Raw genomic sequence first — 15950 nt, 5'->3', positions numbered from 1 at the left:
GTGCGCGACGCCGTCCGCCAGGCTGCGCCGGCGCGCTCCACCCGCGGATTGCGCCACTGGCTGCGCAAGCTGCACCTGTGGCTGGGACTGAGCCTGGGCACTGTCTACGCACTGGTCGCGCTGAGCGGCAGCGTGCTGGCACTGCAGGGGCCGCTGTTGCGCGCAATGCATCCGGAACTGGACGCGCACGCGCTGCCCGATGCGGCGCAGCAGGCCGCGGTCATCGAGCGCATCGCGCGCGAATGGGCCCCGCAAGGCCTGCGCAGCGCGGACCTGCCCGACGCCGACCTGCCGGTCTGGCAGCTTTACTTCGACGGCGGCGTGCGCCGATATCTGGATCCGGCCAGCGGCGAGCTGCTGCTCACCCGCACGCCGGACAACGACGCGCTGCTCGCCCTGCGCGACTGGCACACCCACCTGCTCGCCGGCCACGCGGGCGAAACCTGGCTCGGCGTGATCGGCTGGTTCAGCCTGTTCATGCTGGTGTCCGGTGTCGTGCTGTGGTGGCCCGGGCGCGGCCGCTTCCTGGCGCACCTCAAGCCCCACACGCAGCCGCCGGTGCGGCGCTGGCTGAGCTGGCACCGCAGCTTCGGCGCGCTGAGCCTGCCGCTGTTGCTGCTGGTCACCCTGACCGGCACGCTGATGATCTACCACGGCGGCACGCGGCTGGCATTGCGCACGCTGTTCCTGGACGCGCCGGAACCGCCGCAGCCGGCCATCATCGCGCCGCACGACGCGCCGATCGACTGGCCCGCCGTGCTGGCCGCCGCACACCAGGCGCTGCCGGACGCGACGCTCGGCCGGATTTCCCTGCCGGGCGAACGCGACGGCCGGGTCACCTTGCGCGCCCGCATGCCCGGTGAGTGGAACCCGACCGGCCGCAGCATGATCTGGATCGATCCCTACCGGGCACGCGTGCTGGGCACGGTGGATGCGACCCGTGCCGACACCGGCGTGCAGGTGAACAACGCGATCTACGCGCTGCACGCCGGCACCACCGGGCCGCTCTGGCGCACGCTGGTGATCGTGTCCGGCCTGCTGCCGCCCTTCTTCCTGGTGACCGGCTTTCTGTTCTGGCGGGCGCGCACGAAACGGCGCGGCTGAGGCCGACATCCACCGCCCCGTACCCGCGCTAGCATTCGCTGATCACGGGGGACACACCATGCAGGACGCCAATCGACGCCCCATCGCCGTGCGCGGCAGCGGCTGGGCGCAACGTATCGCTGCGGCACTGGCGCGCAGCCGGCTCACGCCCAACCAGATCTCCGTACTCAGCGTGCTGTTCGCGCTGGCCGGCGCCGGGGCGTTGCTCGCCCTGCCCGGCGCGGCCGGCGCGCTGCTGTGCGCGCTGGCCATCGTGTTGCGGCTGCTGTGCAACCTGTTCGACGGCATGGTCGCCGTGGAAGGCGGCAAGGGCACTGCCACCGGGGCGCTGTACAACGAACTGCCCGACCGACTGGCCGACTCGTTGTTCCTGGTCGCGCTGGGCTACGCGGTCGCCGTGCCCTGGCTGGGCTGGCTGGCCGCGTTGTTGGCGGCGTTCACGGCCTACATCCGCGCGCTCGGCGGCGCACTGGGGCAAGCGCAGGATTTTCGTGGGCCGATGGCCAAGCCACATCGCATGTGGCTGTTGGGCATCGCGCTGGTGCTGGTGGCGGTGCTGCCGGCGTGGCGCCAGCCGATCCTGCTCGCTACCGCGGCGATCATCACCGCCGGCTCGGCGCTTACCTGCGTGACGCGCGCCGGCGCGATCGCCGCACGGCTGAAGGAGCCGGGCGCATGATCACTTCGCGCATCCTGGTGGGCCTGGTGCGCCTGCTGGTCGGCGCGCACGGACGCTGGCTCGGCTGCGAGCCCAAGCCCGTGCAACGCGTCTATTTTGCCAACCACAGCAGTCACCTGGACACGCTCGCCCTGTGGGCTGCGCTGCCGCCGCTGTTGCGCAGACGGACGCGGCCGGTCGCGGCGCGCGATTACTGGGGCAACGGCGGCCTGCGCGGGTTCGTCGCCGAACACGGCTTTCGCGCCGTGTACATCGAACGCGACCGCGAACGGCGCGACGGCGATCCGCTGGACCCGCTGTGCGAGGCGCTGGCCGCCGGCGACTCGCTGATCATCTTCCCCGAGGGCACGCGCAGCCCCGCGCCGCTGCCGCAGCCGTTCAAGGCCGGCCTCTACCATCTGGCCCAGCGCCATCCGCAGGTCGAGCTGGTGGCGGTCTACCTCGATACGCTGCACCGCGCGATGCCCAAGGGCAGCCTGCTGCCGGTGCCGCTGACCTGCATGGTGCGCTTCGGCCGCGCGCTGCGGCTGGCCGAGGGCGAACACAAGGAATGCTTCCTGCAACGCGCCCACGCGGCGGTGGTGGAACTGGCATGAGCCCGCAACACAAATTCTGGACCGTGATGGGCGCCGTGCTGGCGCTGCTGGTGATCGCCAGCCTGTTGGGCTGGGTGCTGGCACGCCGCGCGCGCAACGACGGCTCGCGCGAGGTCGTCACCAATCTGAACGCCCGCATCGGCGCCTGGTGGTGGATGGTGGCGATCCTGTGCGGGTGTTTCCTGCTCGGGCGCGTGGCCACGCTGGTGCTGTTCGCGCTGGCGTCGTTCTTTGCGCTGCGCGAATTCCTGACGCTCACCCCCACCCGCCGCGGCGACCACCTGCCGCTGGTGCTGTGCTTCTACCTGGCCATCCCGCTGCAGTACTGGCTGATCGGCATCGACTGGTACGGGCTGTTCGCCATCTGCATCCCGGTCTACGGATTCCTGCTGCTGCCGGCGATCACCGCGCTCGGCGGCGACACGGAGTCGTTCCTGGAACGCACCACCAAGATCCAGTGGGGCCTGATGCTGACCGTCTATTGCATCAGCTACGCGCCGGCAGTGTTGCTGCTGCACGTGCCCGGCTACGAGGGGCAGAACCTGTTGCTGTTGCTGTACCTGTTGCTGGTGGTGCAGATCAGCGACGTACTCCAGTACGTGTTCGGCAAGCTGTTCGGGCGGCGCAAGCTGGCGCCCTCGGTAAGTCCGTCCAAAACGGTCGAGGGGTTGCTCGGCGGCGGGCTGTCCGCCGTGGCGGTGGGCGCCGGCCTGTGGTGGATCACGCCGTTCTCGTTCTGGGGTTCGGCCGGGATGTCGTTGATCATCGTGATCGCCGGGTTCCTCGGCGGGCTGGCGCTGTCGGCGGTCAAACGAAGCCTGGGCGCGAAGGACTGGGGGCACATGATCGAGGGCCATGGCGGCATGCTCGACCGGCTCGATTCGGTCAGCTTCGCCGCGCCGGTGTTCTTCCACGTGGTGCGCTACGCACTGATGTAATCGTAGGGTGGGCTTCAGCCCACCTTCCAACCCGCGCAAAAGCGGTGGGCTAAAGCCCACCCTACGGGACCTCGTACAATGGGCGGATGCAGATCGGCCCCTACCGCATCGACCCGCCCGTGGTGCTCGCGCCCATGGCGGGGGTCACCGACAAGCCTTTCCGCCTGCTGTGCAAACGGCTGGGCGCGGGGTTGGCCGTGTCGGAGATGACCACTGCCGATCCGAAGCTCTGGCACACCCGCAAGTCGCTGCACCGCATGGACCACGCCGGCGAGCCGGAGCCGGTCAGCGTGCAGATCGCCGGCTACGATCCGGCGATGCTGGCCGAGGCGGCGCGCTTCAACGTGGCCAACGGCGCGCAGATCGTCGACATCAACATGGGCTGCCCGGCCAAGAAGGTCTGCAGCGTGTGGTCCGGTTCGGCGCTGCTGCAGGACGAGCCGCTGGTGGCGCGCATCTGCAAGGCGGTGGCCGAGGCCGTCGAAGTACCCGTCACCTTGAAGATCCGCACCGGCTGGGACCGCGAGCACAAGAACGCGCTGAACATCGCGCGCATCGCCGAGGACAGCGGCATCGCCGCGCTCTCGGTGCACGGGCGCACCCGCGCGGACAAATACGAGGGCGAGGCCGAATACGACACCATCGCCGCGGTGAAGGCCGCCGTGCGCATTCCCGTGCTCGCCAACGGCGACGTCACCAGTCCCGAGCGCGCCCGCCACGTGCTCGACGTCACCGGCGCCGACGCGGTGATGGTCGGCCGCGGTGCGCAGGGGCGGCCGTGGATCTTCCGCGAGATCGCACACTACCTGGCCACCGGCGAGACACTGCCCGAACCGGGCCCGGCCGAAGTCGCCGCCATCCTGCTCGGTCACCTCGAACACCTCTACGCCTTCTATGGCGAACCGGCGGGTGTGCGCATCGCGCGCAAGCACCTGGGCTGGTATGCGAAAGACCGGCCGGAGAACGCGGCGTTCCGGCACGTGGTCAACCGGGCCGAAAGCCCCGCCGAGCAGTTGCGCCTCACCGCCGAGTACTTCGCGAGCCTGGCCGAACCGCGGCGTGCCGCCGCGTAGGCCGCGTAAGGTGGGCTTTCAGCCCACCGCCTTTTTGGCGCGGAGCGGTGAGCTGAAGCCCACCCTACGCGGCTCGCCCGCCGAACTTCCGCACGAGCGCCCTCGTCCCGACCCTCTCTTTTCGCGGAAGAGGGCTCCAGGCGCGCGTTCGGCCATCCATCCGTCCGGCGCCTGAACGGGCATGAAACCTTCACCCCGCGGTAGTACGCTGGCCTGCATTCCGCCGCGTCCGCGTGTATCATGCGCGGCTTCTTTATCTTTGTATCCGAAAGGAAGGATATATCCCGCGATGAGCAACTACCTCTTCACCTCCGAGTCGGTCTCCGAAGGCCATCCGGACAAGGTCGCCGACCAGATCTCCGACGCCGTCCTCGACGCGATCCTCGCGCAGGACCCGCGCGCGCGCGTGGCGTGCGAGACGATGGTGAAGACCGGCGTGGCCATCGTCGCCGGCGAGATCACCACCTCCGCCTGGATTGACCTGGAGGGCCTGACCCGCAAGGTGATCCTGGACATCGGCTACGACTCCTCCGAAGTGGGCTTCGACGGCGCCACCTGCGGCGTGCTCAACCTGATCGGCAAGCAGTCGCCGGACATCAACCAGGGCGTGGACCGCAAGAAGCCCGAGGAACAGGGCGCTGGCGACCAGGGCCTGATGTTCGGCTACGCCACCAATGAGACGCGCGACTTCATGCCTGCGGCGATCTATTACTCGCACCGCCTGGTCGAACAGCAAGCGAAGATCCGCAAGAAGAAGAACTCGCGGCTGCCTTGGCTGCGCCCGGATGCCAAGAGCCAGGTCACCCTGCGCTACGAGAACGACGTGGCCGTGGCGATCGACGCCGTCGTGCTGTCGACCCAGCACGACCCGGGCATCAAGCAGAAGGACCTGGTCGAGGCGGTGCGCGAGGAGATCCTCAAGCCCGTGCTGCCGGCCAAGCTGCTGCACAAGGGCACCAAGTTCCACATCAATCCGACCGGCAAGTTCGTCATCGGCGGGCCGGTGGGCGACTGCGGCCTGACCGGCCGCAAGATCATCGTCGACACCTACGGCGGCTGGGCCCGCCACGGCGGCGGCGCGTTCTCCGGCAAGGATCCGTCCAAGGTCGACCGTTCGGCCGCCTACGCGGCGCGCTACGTGGCCAAGAACGTGGTGGCCGCGGGCCTGGCCGACCGTTGCGAGGTGCAGGTCTCCTACGCCATCGGCGTGGCCGAGCCGACCTCGATCTCGGTGACCACCTTCGGCACCGGCAAGGTTCCGGACGAGAAGATCGAAAAGCTGATCCGCAAGCACTTCGACCTGCGCCCGTACGGCATCATCAAGATGCTCGACCTGATCCACCCGATGTACCAGCAGACCGCCAGCTACGGCCATTTCGGCCGCCAGCCCTACGAGATGAAGGCCGCCGACGGCTCCACCTTCACCGCGTTCTCCTGGGAAAAGACCGACAAGGCCGAGGCGCTGCGCGCCGACGCCGGGCTGGGCGGCAAGCGCAAGTAAGCCGCGCCACCGTGTACCTCCGACGGGCCGCCTCGCGCGGCCCGTTTTTTTTTGGTTCTTCGTGCTCTACCGGGGATGTGATGGCCATGGATATTCAGGCCTGCAGGAGCGCACCTTTGCGCGACCGCCATGCCGGATCGGTGCCGCGCGGTCGCGCATAGGTGCGCTCCTACACAGGGCGTCGCGTGCCGGGGAATGGCCGTGATCCAAAGGAGAGACCGCTCAGCGCAACGAGGACGTCGCCTGCGGGCCGACCGCCGCCAGCGCCTCCTCGCGCACGCTGCGCATGCCGGCGTTGAGCGAACCGGGATCCATGGCAATCACCGGCTGCAGGTAGGTGGCGAACACGTGCTTCGCACTCGCATCGTCGTGCAGCTTCAGCAGTACCGCGTACAGCCGCGAGGCGCTCTCGATGGTGTGCGCGTCGGTATCGCCCAGCGTGCGGGCGCGGCCTTCCAGCGCCCGGGCATGGGCCTCGCGTGCCAGCGGCCAGCGGCCGGCACCCGTTTCGATGCGGCCGATCAGGTCGTAGGTGGCCAGCGTCATCGGATGATCGTCGCCGAACTGGCGGCGTAGTGCGGCCAGCACGCGTTCGCCCTCGGCGCTGGCCTCGGCGTACTGGCCGTTGCCGCACAACAGGCTGGCCAGGCTGCCGCGGGCATAAAGGGTGCTGAAGTGGTCCGCGCCCAACGTGCGCGTGCGCCCCGCCACGATCTGGCGCTCCATCGCGATCGCCTCGGGGTAACGATCCTGCTTGGAAAGCAGACGCACCATGTCGGTCATCGCATCGAGCGTGTGCCGGTTGTCCGCCCCCTGCACGCGCCGGTAGGCGCGGATGAGCGCGGCCAGCCGCTCATGCACCTGGGCCATGGTCGTCGGGTCGAGCGCCAGGCGCACCTCGTTCGACGCCGCCAACCCGCGGGCCTGCAGGGTCAACGGGTGGTCCGAACCGAGCCGGCGTTCGCGGATCGCCGCCACGTCCTGGGCCAATGCCAGCGAGCGTTCGTACTCGTTGTCCTGCGAATACAGCAGCGAAGCCAGGGTCAGGGTGGTGGCGAGCGTTTCCGGGTGCTCGATGCCGAAAGTCTGCTGGTACAACGGCACCAGCTGTTCGAGTTCTGCGCGCGCGCGATCCCGCTTGCCCAGTTGCGTCAGCGTCTCGACGCGGTCGCGGCGAAGGCGCAGCAGTCCCTCGTCGGTGGCCGGCAGGTGCGCAGCCAGGCCGGCGTAGAGCGTCTGCTGCTGGTCCAGCGCCTGCTTCAGGTGGCCCTGCGCGGAAAGCACGCGGGCGTGCCCGGAGAGCGCGGCGACCCGCATCGGATCGGCCTGCGGCAGTTTTTTCACCGCGGGCAACGCGTTGCCGTAGACCGCCGCGGCCTGCTCGAGCTGACCGTCGCGATACAGCGCCTCGCCCAGGTCCACGCGCGCCGAGACCAGGGCCGCATCGCCGTCGGACAACCGCTCCTGGCGCACCCGCACCACCTGGCGCAACTCCGTGGCCGCGTGCGCATAGCTGCCGATGGTCAGCAAGACACGCGCCAGCGATTGGCGCAGGTCGGCAGCCAGCAGCGGCGCGTCGGCGAAGTCCTTGTCCAGCCGTGCCAGCGCATGGCTGACCACGTAGGCATCCAGCGCCTCGCGCGCCGGTCCGGAGGCGGCGATGCCGGCGAACGCCTGCTCCAGCTGCGTGCGATCAATGGTCTTTCCGGCGGCGCCATCGAAGCGCGCGAGCACCAGCGCCCGCTCGTCGTGCGTCAGCGCATGACCCATGGCATCGATGTCCACGCTTTGCAGCATCGATTGCTGGAAATCGACCATGCGCTCGAGGTCGTGCTGGCGCTGCTCGGCCAACCGCTGGGCCGCGCGCGTCTGCGCCAGCGCCAGCAGCGACGCGGTCAGGCCGGCCAGCGCGGCGGCCAGCACCATGCCCGCGGCGGCCAGCGGCCAGCGGTTGCGCTGGGCGAAGCGGCGCAGCCGGTACCACTGCCGGCCGCGGCGCGCCCTCACCGGGCGCCGGGCGAGGTAGAAGCGCAGGTCTTCGGCAAACTCGCCGACGCTGGCATAGCGCTGGCTGACCTGGCGGCGCAGCGCCTTGAGCACGATCGCGTCGATGTCGGCCGGAATCGAACGCCACGGCCGGCGCCTGTCGGCGGGCGCCTCGCGCAGCGTGCGGCTGGGCGCCAGCACCTGGCCGCCGACGATGGCATTGGACAGCAGGTGCGGCGTCACCAGGTGCTGGTAGGGTCGGCGCCCGGCAATCAGCTGGTAGAGCACCACGCCCAGCGAATAGACGTCCGCCCCGGTGGTCAGCGGCTGCTGCTCGATCTGTTCCGGGCTGGCATAGGCCAGCGTCAGCGCGTGCGCGGCGGTGGCGGTGGCGAGTACCTGGCCGCCTTCTTCGATGATGCGCGCGATGCCGAAATCCAGCAGCTTGGGCATGCCGTCGGCGGTGACCAGGATGTTGGCCGGCTTGATGTCGCGGTGGATCACCAGGTTGCGGTGGGCGAACTCCACCGCATCGCACACCTTCAGGAACAACACGAGGCGCTCGTTCAGCGAGAGCGAGTGCGCGTCGCACCATTCGTCGATGCGCAGGCCCTCGACGTACTCCATCGCCAGGAACGGGCGGCCGCTGTCCATCACGCCGCCATCGAGCAGGCGCGCGATGCCCGGGTGCTCCAGCCGCGCCAGCAGCCGGCGCTCCTGGCTGAAGCGTTCGTGCAGGATCGGCGAGCCTTCGTTGGCCGCATGCAGGAATTTCAGCGCGACCTGTTGCGAGAAACCCTCGTTGCAGCGTTCGGCCAGATACACCATGCCCATGCCGCCCTCGCCGAGCAGGCGCAGGATGCGGTAGTTGCGCGGCGCGGTGGCCTGGGTCTGCTGGCCGCTCAGGTCCGGCGGCTCGGCGGCGGGCGCGAACGGCAACGTAGCGGTATGCGTGCGCTCGATCGCTTCGAGCATCCAGCGCACTTCGCGCGCCAGCTCCGCGTCCTCGCCCACGTGCCCGTCGATCAGCGCGTCGCGCGCGGACGCATCCACGTCCATCGCCACCATGGCGATGCGCTTGGCCTCGACGTAGCGATCGGTCAGCTGCCCTGCCATACGATCCCCCCGGATTCCGGACCGGCATTATGGCCCCGGTTTCACGTGGAAATCACATGTCACGGCACGTAGGGCGGGCGTCGGCCCGCCCTTGCCGGCCCCGGCACGGATGGTGGCGCGTTTCTCTCTGCACCCTCCGGCAACCGTAGGGTGGGCTTCAGCCCACCGTGCCGTGCCCCGGACCCGGACACGGCGGCTTCAGCTCACCCTACGGTCGACTCCGACGTTGCGGTTCCTCAGACCTTGGCAATGATCCGCACGTCGACCGAGCCGCCGGCGCGGAAGGCGACGGTGCGCGAGCCGATGCGTTCGAAGCCCAGGTCGATGGTGTCGCCGCCCACGTCCAGCTTGTGCAGGGTGAGCCGGTCGACGCCATCGGGCAGGTGCGGGCGGTCGATGCGCACTTCGCCGCGCCGGCCGTCCACGGTAAGCCCCAGGCAGGCCTGCAGCATCATGAACACCGAACCGGCGGCCCACGCCTGCGGCAGGCAGGCCACCGGGTAGGCGATCGGCGGCTCGCCGGTGGCTCGGGCGAAGCCACAGAACAGCTCGGGCAGGCGCATGCCGAAATGCACCGCCGCCTCGAAGGTCTCCCCGAGCAGGCGCACGGCATCCTCGCGTTCGCCGTAGTGCGCCATGCCGGCGGCGCAGAGCGCCACGTCATGCGGCCACACCGAACCGTCGTGATAGGACATCGGGTTGAAGCGGGCCTGTTGCATGGCCAGGGTGCGCACGCCCCAGCCGCTGTCGAACGGCGCCGAGCGGAACTGGCGGATCACCTTCTTCGCCCGCCACAGCTTGGGCAGGCCGACGTAAAGCAGGTGGCCGGCGTTGGAGGCGCGCACGCAGCACAGCGCATCGTTGCCGTCGCGGGCGATGCCGTAGTTGCCCAGTTCCTCGTCCCAGAACAGCGCTTCGACTTTCTTGCGCATGACCAGCGCGCGGTGGCGCCAGGCGGCGGAAGACTCGTCGTCGCCGCGCCGCTCGGCCAGCCGCGCCATGGCGATCAGCGCGGCATAGACATAGCCCTGCACTTCCACCAGCGCGATCGGCGCGGGCGGGATGGTGCCGTCGGCGTGGAAGACCGAATCCTCGCTGTCCTTCCAGCCCTGGTTGAGCAGGCCGCCCTTCTCGCCCTGGGCATAGCTGAGGAAGCCGTGCGGGTCCTTGTCGCAGGTGCGCTCGATCCAGCCCATCGCGGCGGTGAGCGCGGGCCACAGCTTGTCGACGAAGACGTCGTCGCCGGTGCGCTCGGCATAGGCGCCGGCCAGCATCACGTAAAGCGGCGTGGTGTCGACGCCGCCGTAGTAGCGGCCGAACGGCACCTCGCCCAGGTCGGCCATTTCGCTCTTGCGCGTCTCGTGCATGATCTTGCCGGGCGCCGAGTCGCGGAACGCCGAGGTCTCGTGCGCCTGGTGTTCGGCCAGGTAGCCAAGCACGCCGCGGGCCAGACTGGCATCGAGCCACAGCAGTTGCAGGGCGGTGATGATGCCGTCGCGCCCGAACGGCGTGGCGAACCATGGGATGCCCGCGCACGGATACGGGCCGGTGGGAAACTCGCTGACCAGCAGCGCGATGTCCGCGCGCGAGCGCTCCAGCCACGCGTTGAACAGCCGCGCGTTGCTGCGCGGCCTGGCGCCATGGCCGCTGCGCCGGCGCATGGCCCAGCGCGCCCTGGCCGCGGCGGCGCGGAAGCGTTCGCGGCTGGGGCGGGCATGATCGGGGCCGACCTCCACGTAGAGTTCGGTGTCGCTCAGCCGCGGTAACGTCAGGCCGAGTTCGGCGCAGTCGCCCTCGAGGCGGTCCGGATGCGCGGAAAGGCTGACCACCGAGCAGCGCATGACGCCATCGAGGCCGTCGTAGCGAAGCACCACCGCGTCGTCGCCCAGGCACGGCGCATGCGTGTGGCCGCGGCGCTTTCGCGGCGTGCCGCGCACCTCGAAGATGTCGCGGAAGTCGGCGCCGAATCGCAGGGTCAGGGTGACCCGCACCTCGGTGTCGTCGTAGTTGACGCAGGAGATACGCTCGTACAGGCGCCCGTCCCACAGGAACCGCGTGCGTTGCAGGTGGATCACGCCCTGCGGCGTGGCGCGCTCGCCCATCGGGGGCAGCGGCTTGTTGCTGAGGTTGGCGGTGAACAGCACGTTGTCGTGGCTGATCGCCGCGCTGAGCAGCGAGGGCGGTTTGCCGCCCAGGTCGAGCGTGAACACCGACAGCATCCGCGTGTCGTTGTGGAACAGGCCGCTGGCATCCCCGCGGATGTCGCCATAGGCATCGCACACCACGAAGGTGTCGCCGAACTTCAGCGAATACTGCCCGCGCGAGGTGCCGGCCGAAGGGGTTTCGTCGTCCCGGGTCGCTTCACTCATCATCCTGCCTCATAGGCCACCGGCCACGCCGGCAGCGCCGGCGCGACGCGGCAGCGCCGTTCGTAAAGGTCCACGTAATGGCTCGCCATGATCTCGGCCGAGAAGCGCCGCTCGAACGCGGCGCGCACCTGCCGGCGGTCGATCTGCGGCAGGCGCCGCACGGCCTGGATCGCCTCGGCCTCGCTTTCGACGATGAAACCGCTGACGCCCTCGTCGACCACCTCGGGCACGGCGCCGCGATTCCAGGCGATCACCGGCGTGCTGCAGGCCATCGCCTCGATCATCACCAGGCCGAACGGCTCGGGCCAGTCGATCGGGAACAGCAGCGCGGCGGCAGCGCCGAGGAACTGCTCCTTGGCGGCATCGTCGATCTCGCCGACGAACTCCACCAGCGGATCGTCCAGCAGCGGCTGGATTTCTTCGTGAAAGTACGCGCGGTCGGCCAGGTCGACCTTGGCCGCGATCTTCAGCGGCATGCCGCTCGCACGCGCGATGGCGATGGCGCGGTCGGGCCGCTTCTCCGGCGAGATGCGCCCGAGGAAGGCCAGGTAGCCGCCGCGCCGCCGCGGATGCGGCCGATGCAAATCCTCCGGCAGGCCGTGGTGCACGGTGCCGGCCCAGTTGGCGAAATGCAGCGGCTGGCGCTGGTGATGCGAGATCGACACCAGCGGGTAATGCGGCCAGCGCCGGTACACCTCGCCCAGGTCCTTCAGGTCCAGCCGGCCGTGCAGTGTGGTCAGCGTGCGGCCGGCGCAGTCCTCGAACATGGGGAAGTGCAGCATGTCGACGTGGAAATGCAGCACGTCGAACTCGTCGGCACGACGGCGCACCTCCTGCAACATCGACAGGTGCGCCGCCAGTTCGGACTTGTGCGGCGTGGGATCGAGCCGGATCGCCTGGTCGCGCACCGCCACCAGCTCGGCGCGGGTGCAGGCATCGGCGCTGGAGAACAGCGTGACCTCGTGACCGAGGTCGACCAGCGTGTCGGCCAGCCAGGAGACGATGCGCTCGGTGCCGCCATAGAGCCTCGGCGGCACCGATTCGCAGAGCGGGGCGATCTGGGCGATGCGCATGGACACCTCGGCGCCCGGGGCCTCCAGGCCGCGTGCGCGTTGACATGGGGGCCTTGGTGCGCGCCGCACCCGCCGGACCGTATCGAGCAAGCCACATCGATTAGAATCGGCGGATGTCCCTGATCCAATTGCAGCGCGTCGATTTCAGCATCGGCGGCCCCCTCCTGCTTGCCGATGTCGACCTGTCGATCGAGCGCGGCGAACGCGTGTGCGTCGTCGGCCGCAATGGCGAGGGGAAATCCACTCTGATGAAGTTGATCGCCGGGCAATTGCAGCCCGACGACGGTGAAGTGAGGGTGCAGAACGGCATCATCGTGGCGCGCATGGCGCAGGAGGTGCCGCAATCCACCGCCGGTTCGGTGTTCGACGTGGTCGCCGAAGGCCTGGGCGACCTGGGCCGTTTGCTGGCGCGATACCACCATTTGCTGGGCCTGGGCGAGCTCGATGCGCTCGGCGAGGTGCAGCACGAGATCGAAGCGCGCCAGGGCTGGGATCTTGACCGCCGGGTGAACGAGGTGCTGGCCCGGCTGGAGCTGCCGGGCGAAACCGACTTCGCCGCGCTTTCCGGCGGCATGAAGCGCCGCGTATTGCTGGCGCAGGCGCTGGTGACCAAGCCCGACGTGCTGCTGCTGGACGAGCCGACCAACCACCTGGACATCGAGGCGATCGGCTGGCTCGAGGGCTTCCTGAAATCCTTCGATGGCTCGATCGTGTTCGTTACCCACGATCGCAGCTTCCTGCGCGCGCTGGCCACGCGGATCGTCGAAATCGATCGCGGCACCCTTACCGACTGGCCCGGCGACTACGACAACTATCTGCGCCGGCGCGAGGAGCGCCTGCACGCCGAGAGCCAGGCCAATGCGCTGTTCGACAAGAAGCTGGCGCAGGAAGAGGTGTGGATCCGCCAGGGCATCAAGGCCCGGCGCACCCGCAACGAGGGCCGCGTGCGTGCGCTGAAGGCCTTGCGCCGCGAGCGTGCCGAACGGCGCGAGCTGGCCGGCAACGCGAAGATGACCCTGGCCACCGGGCAGGCCTCGGGCAAGAAGGTGATCGAGCTCGAGCACGTGCATCAGGCCTACGGCGGGCGCGTGCTGATCGAGGACCTGTCGACCACCATCATGCGGGGCGACCGCATCGGCATCATCGGGCCCAACGGCGCCGGCAAGAGCACCCTGCTGAAGATCATGCTGGGCCAACTTGAACCCCAGCGCGGCACGGCGGAGCTCGGCACCGGCATCCAGATCGCCTATTTCGACCAGCACCGGATCCAGCTGGACGAGCGGCTCAATGCGCTGGACAACGTGGCGCAGGGCCGCGAGTACATCGAGCTCGGCGGCCAGCGCAAGCATGTGATCGGCTACCTGCAGGATTTCCTGTTCTCGCCCGAACGCGCGCGCGCCCCGATCACGCGGCTGTCCGGCGGCGAGCGCAACCGCCTGCTGCTGGCCAAGCTGTTCGCGCAGCCGTCGAACCTGCTGGTCATGGACGAACCGACCAACGACCTGGACGTGGAGACGCTGGAACTGCTCGAAGAGCTGCTCACCGAGTACAAGGGAACGCTGCTGCTGGTCTCGCACGACCGCGCGTTCCTCGACAACGTGGTGTCGAGCACGCTGGTGCTGGAGGGCGCCGGCCAGGTCGGCGAGTACGTGGGCGGTTACAGCGACTGGCTGCGCCAGCGGCCGGTCACACCCGCATCCGTTACGGCGAAGAACACGTCGGAACCGGCCACTGTCCCGACACCGGCACCGGCAGCGCCGAAGCGCAAGTTGAGCTTCAAGGACCAGCGCGAGCTCGAGCAGCTGCCCGCGCGCATCGAGCAACTGGAAATCGACATCGCCCAGCGCACCGCCGCGATGAACGACCCGGCATTCTTTCAGCAGGACAGCGCCGCCATCGTGCTGGCCAACGAGACAGTGGCGAAACTGCAGGCCGATCTCGACACCGCCTACGCACGTTGGAGTGAACTGGAAGGCTGAGCCTGCAGCCTGCCTTTCAAGGCCCGTAGGGTGGGCTTCAGCCCACCGCTCCTCGTGCCTTGCATGGTGGGCTGAAGCCCACCCTACAGGTCTGAGCTGGAGGGCTGAACACCGCGCCGCAGGGCTTGCGTGAGATGGCCCAGAAGCGTCGCCCCTGTAGGAGCCCACTTGTGGGCTCCTACAAGGGCATGGCGCGAAGGCATTTCGACGCCTCTCTGCGCACTACAACGGGGTGAATCAGGTTCCACCCGCGCCGACGTGACTCCCGGCATGCCGCACCTGCCCGCTGCCGCGCAGCACGAAGCGTTCGATGGTCAGCGCGTCGGCACCCATCGGGCCATAAGCATGCAAGCGGGTGGTGGAGATGCCGATCTCCGCGCCCAGGCCCAGCTCGCCGCCGTCGGAGAAGCGCGAGGAGGTGTTGACCATCACCACCGCCGAACGCAGCGCATGGACGAAGCGGTCGGCCGTCGCCGGCGCCTCGGTCGCGATCACCTCGGTGTGGTCGGAACCGAAACGGCGGATGTGGGCGATGGCCGTCTCCAGATCGCCGACCACGCGCACGGCGAGCTTGAGGCTGAGGAACTCGGCGGCGTAGTCATCTTCGGTCGCCTGGCCCATCGCCGGGCAGGTCGCCCGCGCGCGCTCGTCGCCGAGCAGTTCGACGCCGCGTTCGACCAACGCTGCCGCCGCACGCGGCAGGAACGCGTCGGCGACGTCGGCATGCACCAGCAACGTCTCGATCGCATTGCAGGCCGCCGGACGCGTGGTCTTGCCGTCGATCAGCAAATCCAGCGCTTGGTCCAGGTCCGCCGCCGCGTCGACGTACAGGTGGCACACACCCTTGTAGTGCTTGATCACCGGCACGCGCGCATGTTCGGTGACGAAGCGGATCAGCCCTTCGCCGCCACGCGGGATGATCAGGTCGACGATGTCCGTCAGCTGCATCAGCTGCATCATCGCCTCGCGGCTCAGGTCGTCCATGAGCACCAGTGCATCCTCGGCCACACCGGCCGCGGCGATCGCGCGGCGCAGGCTGGCGGCGATCGCCGTGTTCGAGCGCACCGCCTCCTTGCCGCCGCGCAGGATCACCCCGTTGCCGGCCTTCAGGCACAGCGCCGCGGCGTCGGCGGTAACGTTCGGCCGCGCCTCATAGATCATCGCCACCACGCCCAGCGGCACGCGCACGCGCTGGATCGCGAAACCCTTGTCCGAATCGTGCGCCTCGGTGACCTGGCCAACCGGATCGGGCAGGTCGGCGACTTCGCGCAGGGCTTTGGCGATGCCGGCCAGGCGGCCTGGATCGAGCGCCAGGCGATCGAGCATCGCCTCGCCGATGCCGCGCTCGCGCGCCGCGTCCATGTCCTGCGCATTGGCGGCCAGGATCGCGTCGGCGTCGGCCTCCAGCGCGGCGGCCATCGCGCGCAGCATGGCGTTCTTGTCGTCGGTGGAAAGCGCGGCCACCTGGTCGGCGGCGGCGCGACACTGGAGCGCGTGGTCGCGCACGGAACTGTTCATCGATCACTCCTCAAGGTT

11 protein-coding genes are annotated in these 15950 nt (G+C 69.2%); 7 read left to right on the top strand and 4 right to left on the bottom strand.

Features of this window, described 5'->3' with window-relative positions:
* The 6 genes from OSC30_RS09420 (at position 1) to metK (ending at position 5891) form a co-directional block, all read left to right on the top strand.
* Positions 1–1104, top strand: coding sequence for a PepSY-associated TM helix domain-containing protein (locus OSC30_RS09420; protein ID WP_267171587.1), 1104 nt, complete (start codon positions 1–3; stop codon positions 1102–1104).
* A 58-nt stretch (positions 1105–1162) separates the two neighbouring features.
* Positions 1163–1783, top strand: coding sequence for a CDP-alcohol phosphatidyltransferase family protein (locus OSC30_RS09415; protein WP_267171586.1), 621 nt, complete (start codon positions 1163–1165; stop codon positions 1781–1783).
* Positions 1780–2379, top strand: coding sequence for a lysophospholipid acyltransferase family protein (locus OSC30_RS09410; RefSeq protein WP_267171585.1), 600 nt, complete (start codon positions 1780–1782; stop codon positions 2377–2379). Before OSC30_RS09415 ends, OSC30_RS09410 begins: the two co-directional genes overlap by 4 nt.
* The gene (locus OSC30_RS09405; RefSeq protein WP_267171584.1) at positions 2376–3317 is read left to right on the top strand and encodes a phosphatidate cytidylyltransferase; all 942 of its coding nucleotides are present in this window, start codon (positions 2376–2378) and stop codon (positions 3315–3317) included. The genes OSC30_RS09410 and OSC30_RS09405 overlap by 4 nt, the downstream gene beginning before the upstream one ends.
* 86 nt (positions 3318–3403) lie before the next feature.
* Complete coding sequence (gene dusB, locus OSC30_RS09400; RefSeq protein WP_267171583.1) at positions 3404–4390, top strand: tRNA dihydrouridine synthase DusB; 987 nt, start codon at positions 3404–3406, stop codon at positions 4388–4390.
* 289 nt (positions 4391–4679) lie between these two features.
* Positions 4680–5891, top strand: a complete 1212-nt coding sequence (gene metK / locus OSC30_RS09395; RefSeq protein ID WP_267171582.1) for a methionine adenosyltransferase — start codon at positions 4680–4682, stop codon at positions 5889–5891.
* A gap of 222 nt (positions 5892–6113) precedes the next feature.
* On the opposite strand, the gene OSC30_RS09390 is transcribed toward metK, so the two are convergent.
* From OSC30_RS09390 to OSC30_RS09380, 3 genes are all read right to left on the bottom strand, one after another.
* Positions 6114–8993, bottom strand: coding sequence for a serine/threonine-protein kinase (locus tag OSC30_RS09390; protein ID WP_267171581.1), 2880 nt, complete (start codon positions 8991–8993; stop codon positions 6114–6116).
* A gap of 236 nt (positions 8994–9229) precedes the next feature.
* Positions 9230–11362 (bottom strand): amylo-alpha-1,6-glucosidase, encoded by a 2133-nt coding sequence (locus tag OSC30_RS09385; RefSeq protein ID WP_267171580.1) that lies wholly within the window; start codon positions 11360–11362, stop codon positions 9230–9232.
* Positions 11362–12435, bottom strand: a complete 1074-nt coding sequence (locus OSC30_RS09380; RefSeq protein ID WP_267171579.1) for a glycosyltransferase family 4 protein — start codon at positions 12433–12435, stop codon at positions 11362–11364. The genes OSC30_RS09385 and OSC30_RS09380 overlap by 1 nt, the downstream gene beginning before the upstream one ends.
* Positions 12436–12548: 113 nt before the next feature.
* On the opposite strand from OSC30_RS09380, the gene OSC30_RS09375 reads away from it, so the two are divergent.
* The gene (locus OSC30_RS09375) at positions 12549–14414 is read left to right on the top strand and encodes an ATP-binding cassette domain-containing protein (RefSeq protein WP_267171578.1); all 1866 of its coding nucleotides are present in this window, start codon (positions 12549–12551) and stop codon (positions 14412–14414) included.
* 237 nt (positions 14415–14651) lie between these two features.
* Here OSC30_RS09375 and OSC30_RS09370 read toward each other — a convergent pair whose 3' ends face one another.
* Entirely contained in the window at positions 14652–15932 is a 1281-nt protein-coding gene (locus tag OSC30_RS09370) for a glutamate-5-semialdehyde dehydrogenase (RefSeq protein ID WP_267171577.1), read from the bottom strand.
* Positions 15933–15950: the final 18 nt, after the last annotated feature.

It is taken from the genome of Frateuria hangzhouensis, assembly GCF_026410505.1.
Lineage (GTDB): Bacteria > Pseudomonadota > Gammaproteobacteria > Xanthomonadales > Rhodanobacteraceae > Frateuria_A > Frateuria_A hangzhouensis.
This window is presented reverse-complemented; position numbering and strand designations above follow the sequence as displayed.

Coding starts and splice junctions, on each gene's coding strand:
- metK (WP_267171582.1), top strand. CDS start 4,680: ATGAGCAACTACCTCTTCACCTCCGAGTCGGTCTCCGAAGGCCATCCG.
- dusB (WP_267171583.1), top strand. CDS start 3,404: ATGCAGATCGGCCCCTACCGCATCGACCCGCCCGTGGTGCTCGCGCCC.
- OSC30_RS09380 (WP_267171579.1), bottom strand. CDS start 12,435: ATGCGCATCGCCCAGATCGCCCCGCTCTGCGAATCGGTGCCGCCGAGG.
- OSC30_RS09390 (WP_267171581.1), bottom strand. CDS start 8,993: ATGGCAGGGCAGCTGACCGATCGCTACGTCGAGGCCAAGCGCATCGCC.
- OSC30_RS09405 (WP_267171584.1), top strand. CDS start 2,376: ATGAGCCCGCAACACAAATTCTGGACCGTGATGGGCGCCGTGCTGGCG.
- OSC30_RS09375 (WP_267171578.1), top strand. CDS start 12,549: ATGTCCCTGATCCAATTGCAGCGCGTCGATTTCAGCATCGGCGGCCCC.
- OSC30_RS09370 (WP_267171577.1), bottom strand. CDS start 15,932: ATGAACAGTTCCGTGCGCGACCACGCGCTCCAGTGTCGCGCCGCCGCC.
- OSC30_RS09410 (WP_267171585.1), top strand. CDS start 1,780: ATGATCACTTCGCGCATCCTGGTGGGCCTGGTGCGCCTGCTGGTCGGC.
- OSC30_RS09415 (WP_267171586.1), top strand. CDS start 1,163: ATGCAGGACGCCAATCGACGCCCCATCGCCGTGCGCGGCAGCGGCTGG.
- OSC30_RS09385 (WP_267171580.1), bottom strand. CDS start 11,362: ATGAGTGAAGCGACCCGGGACGACGAAACCCCTTCGGCCGGCACCTCG.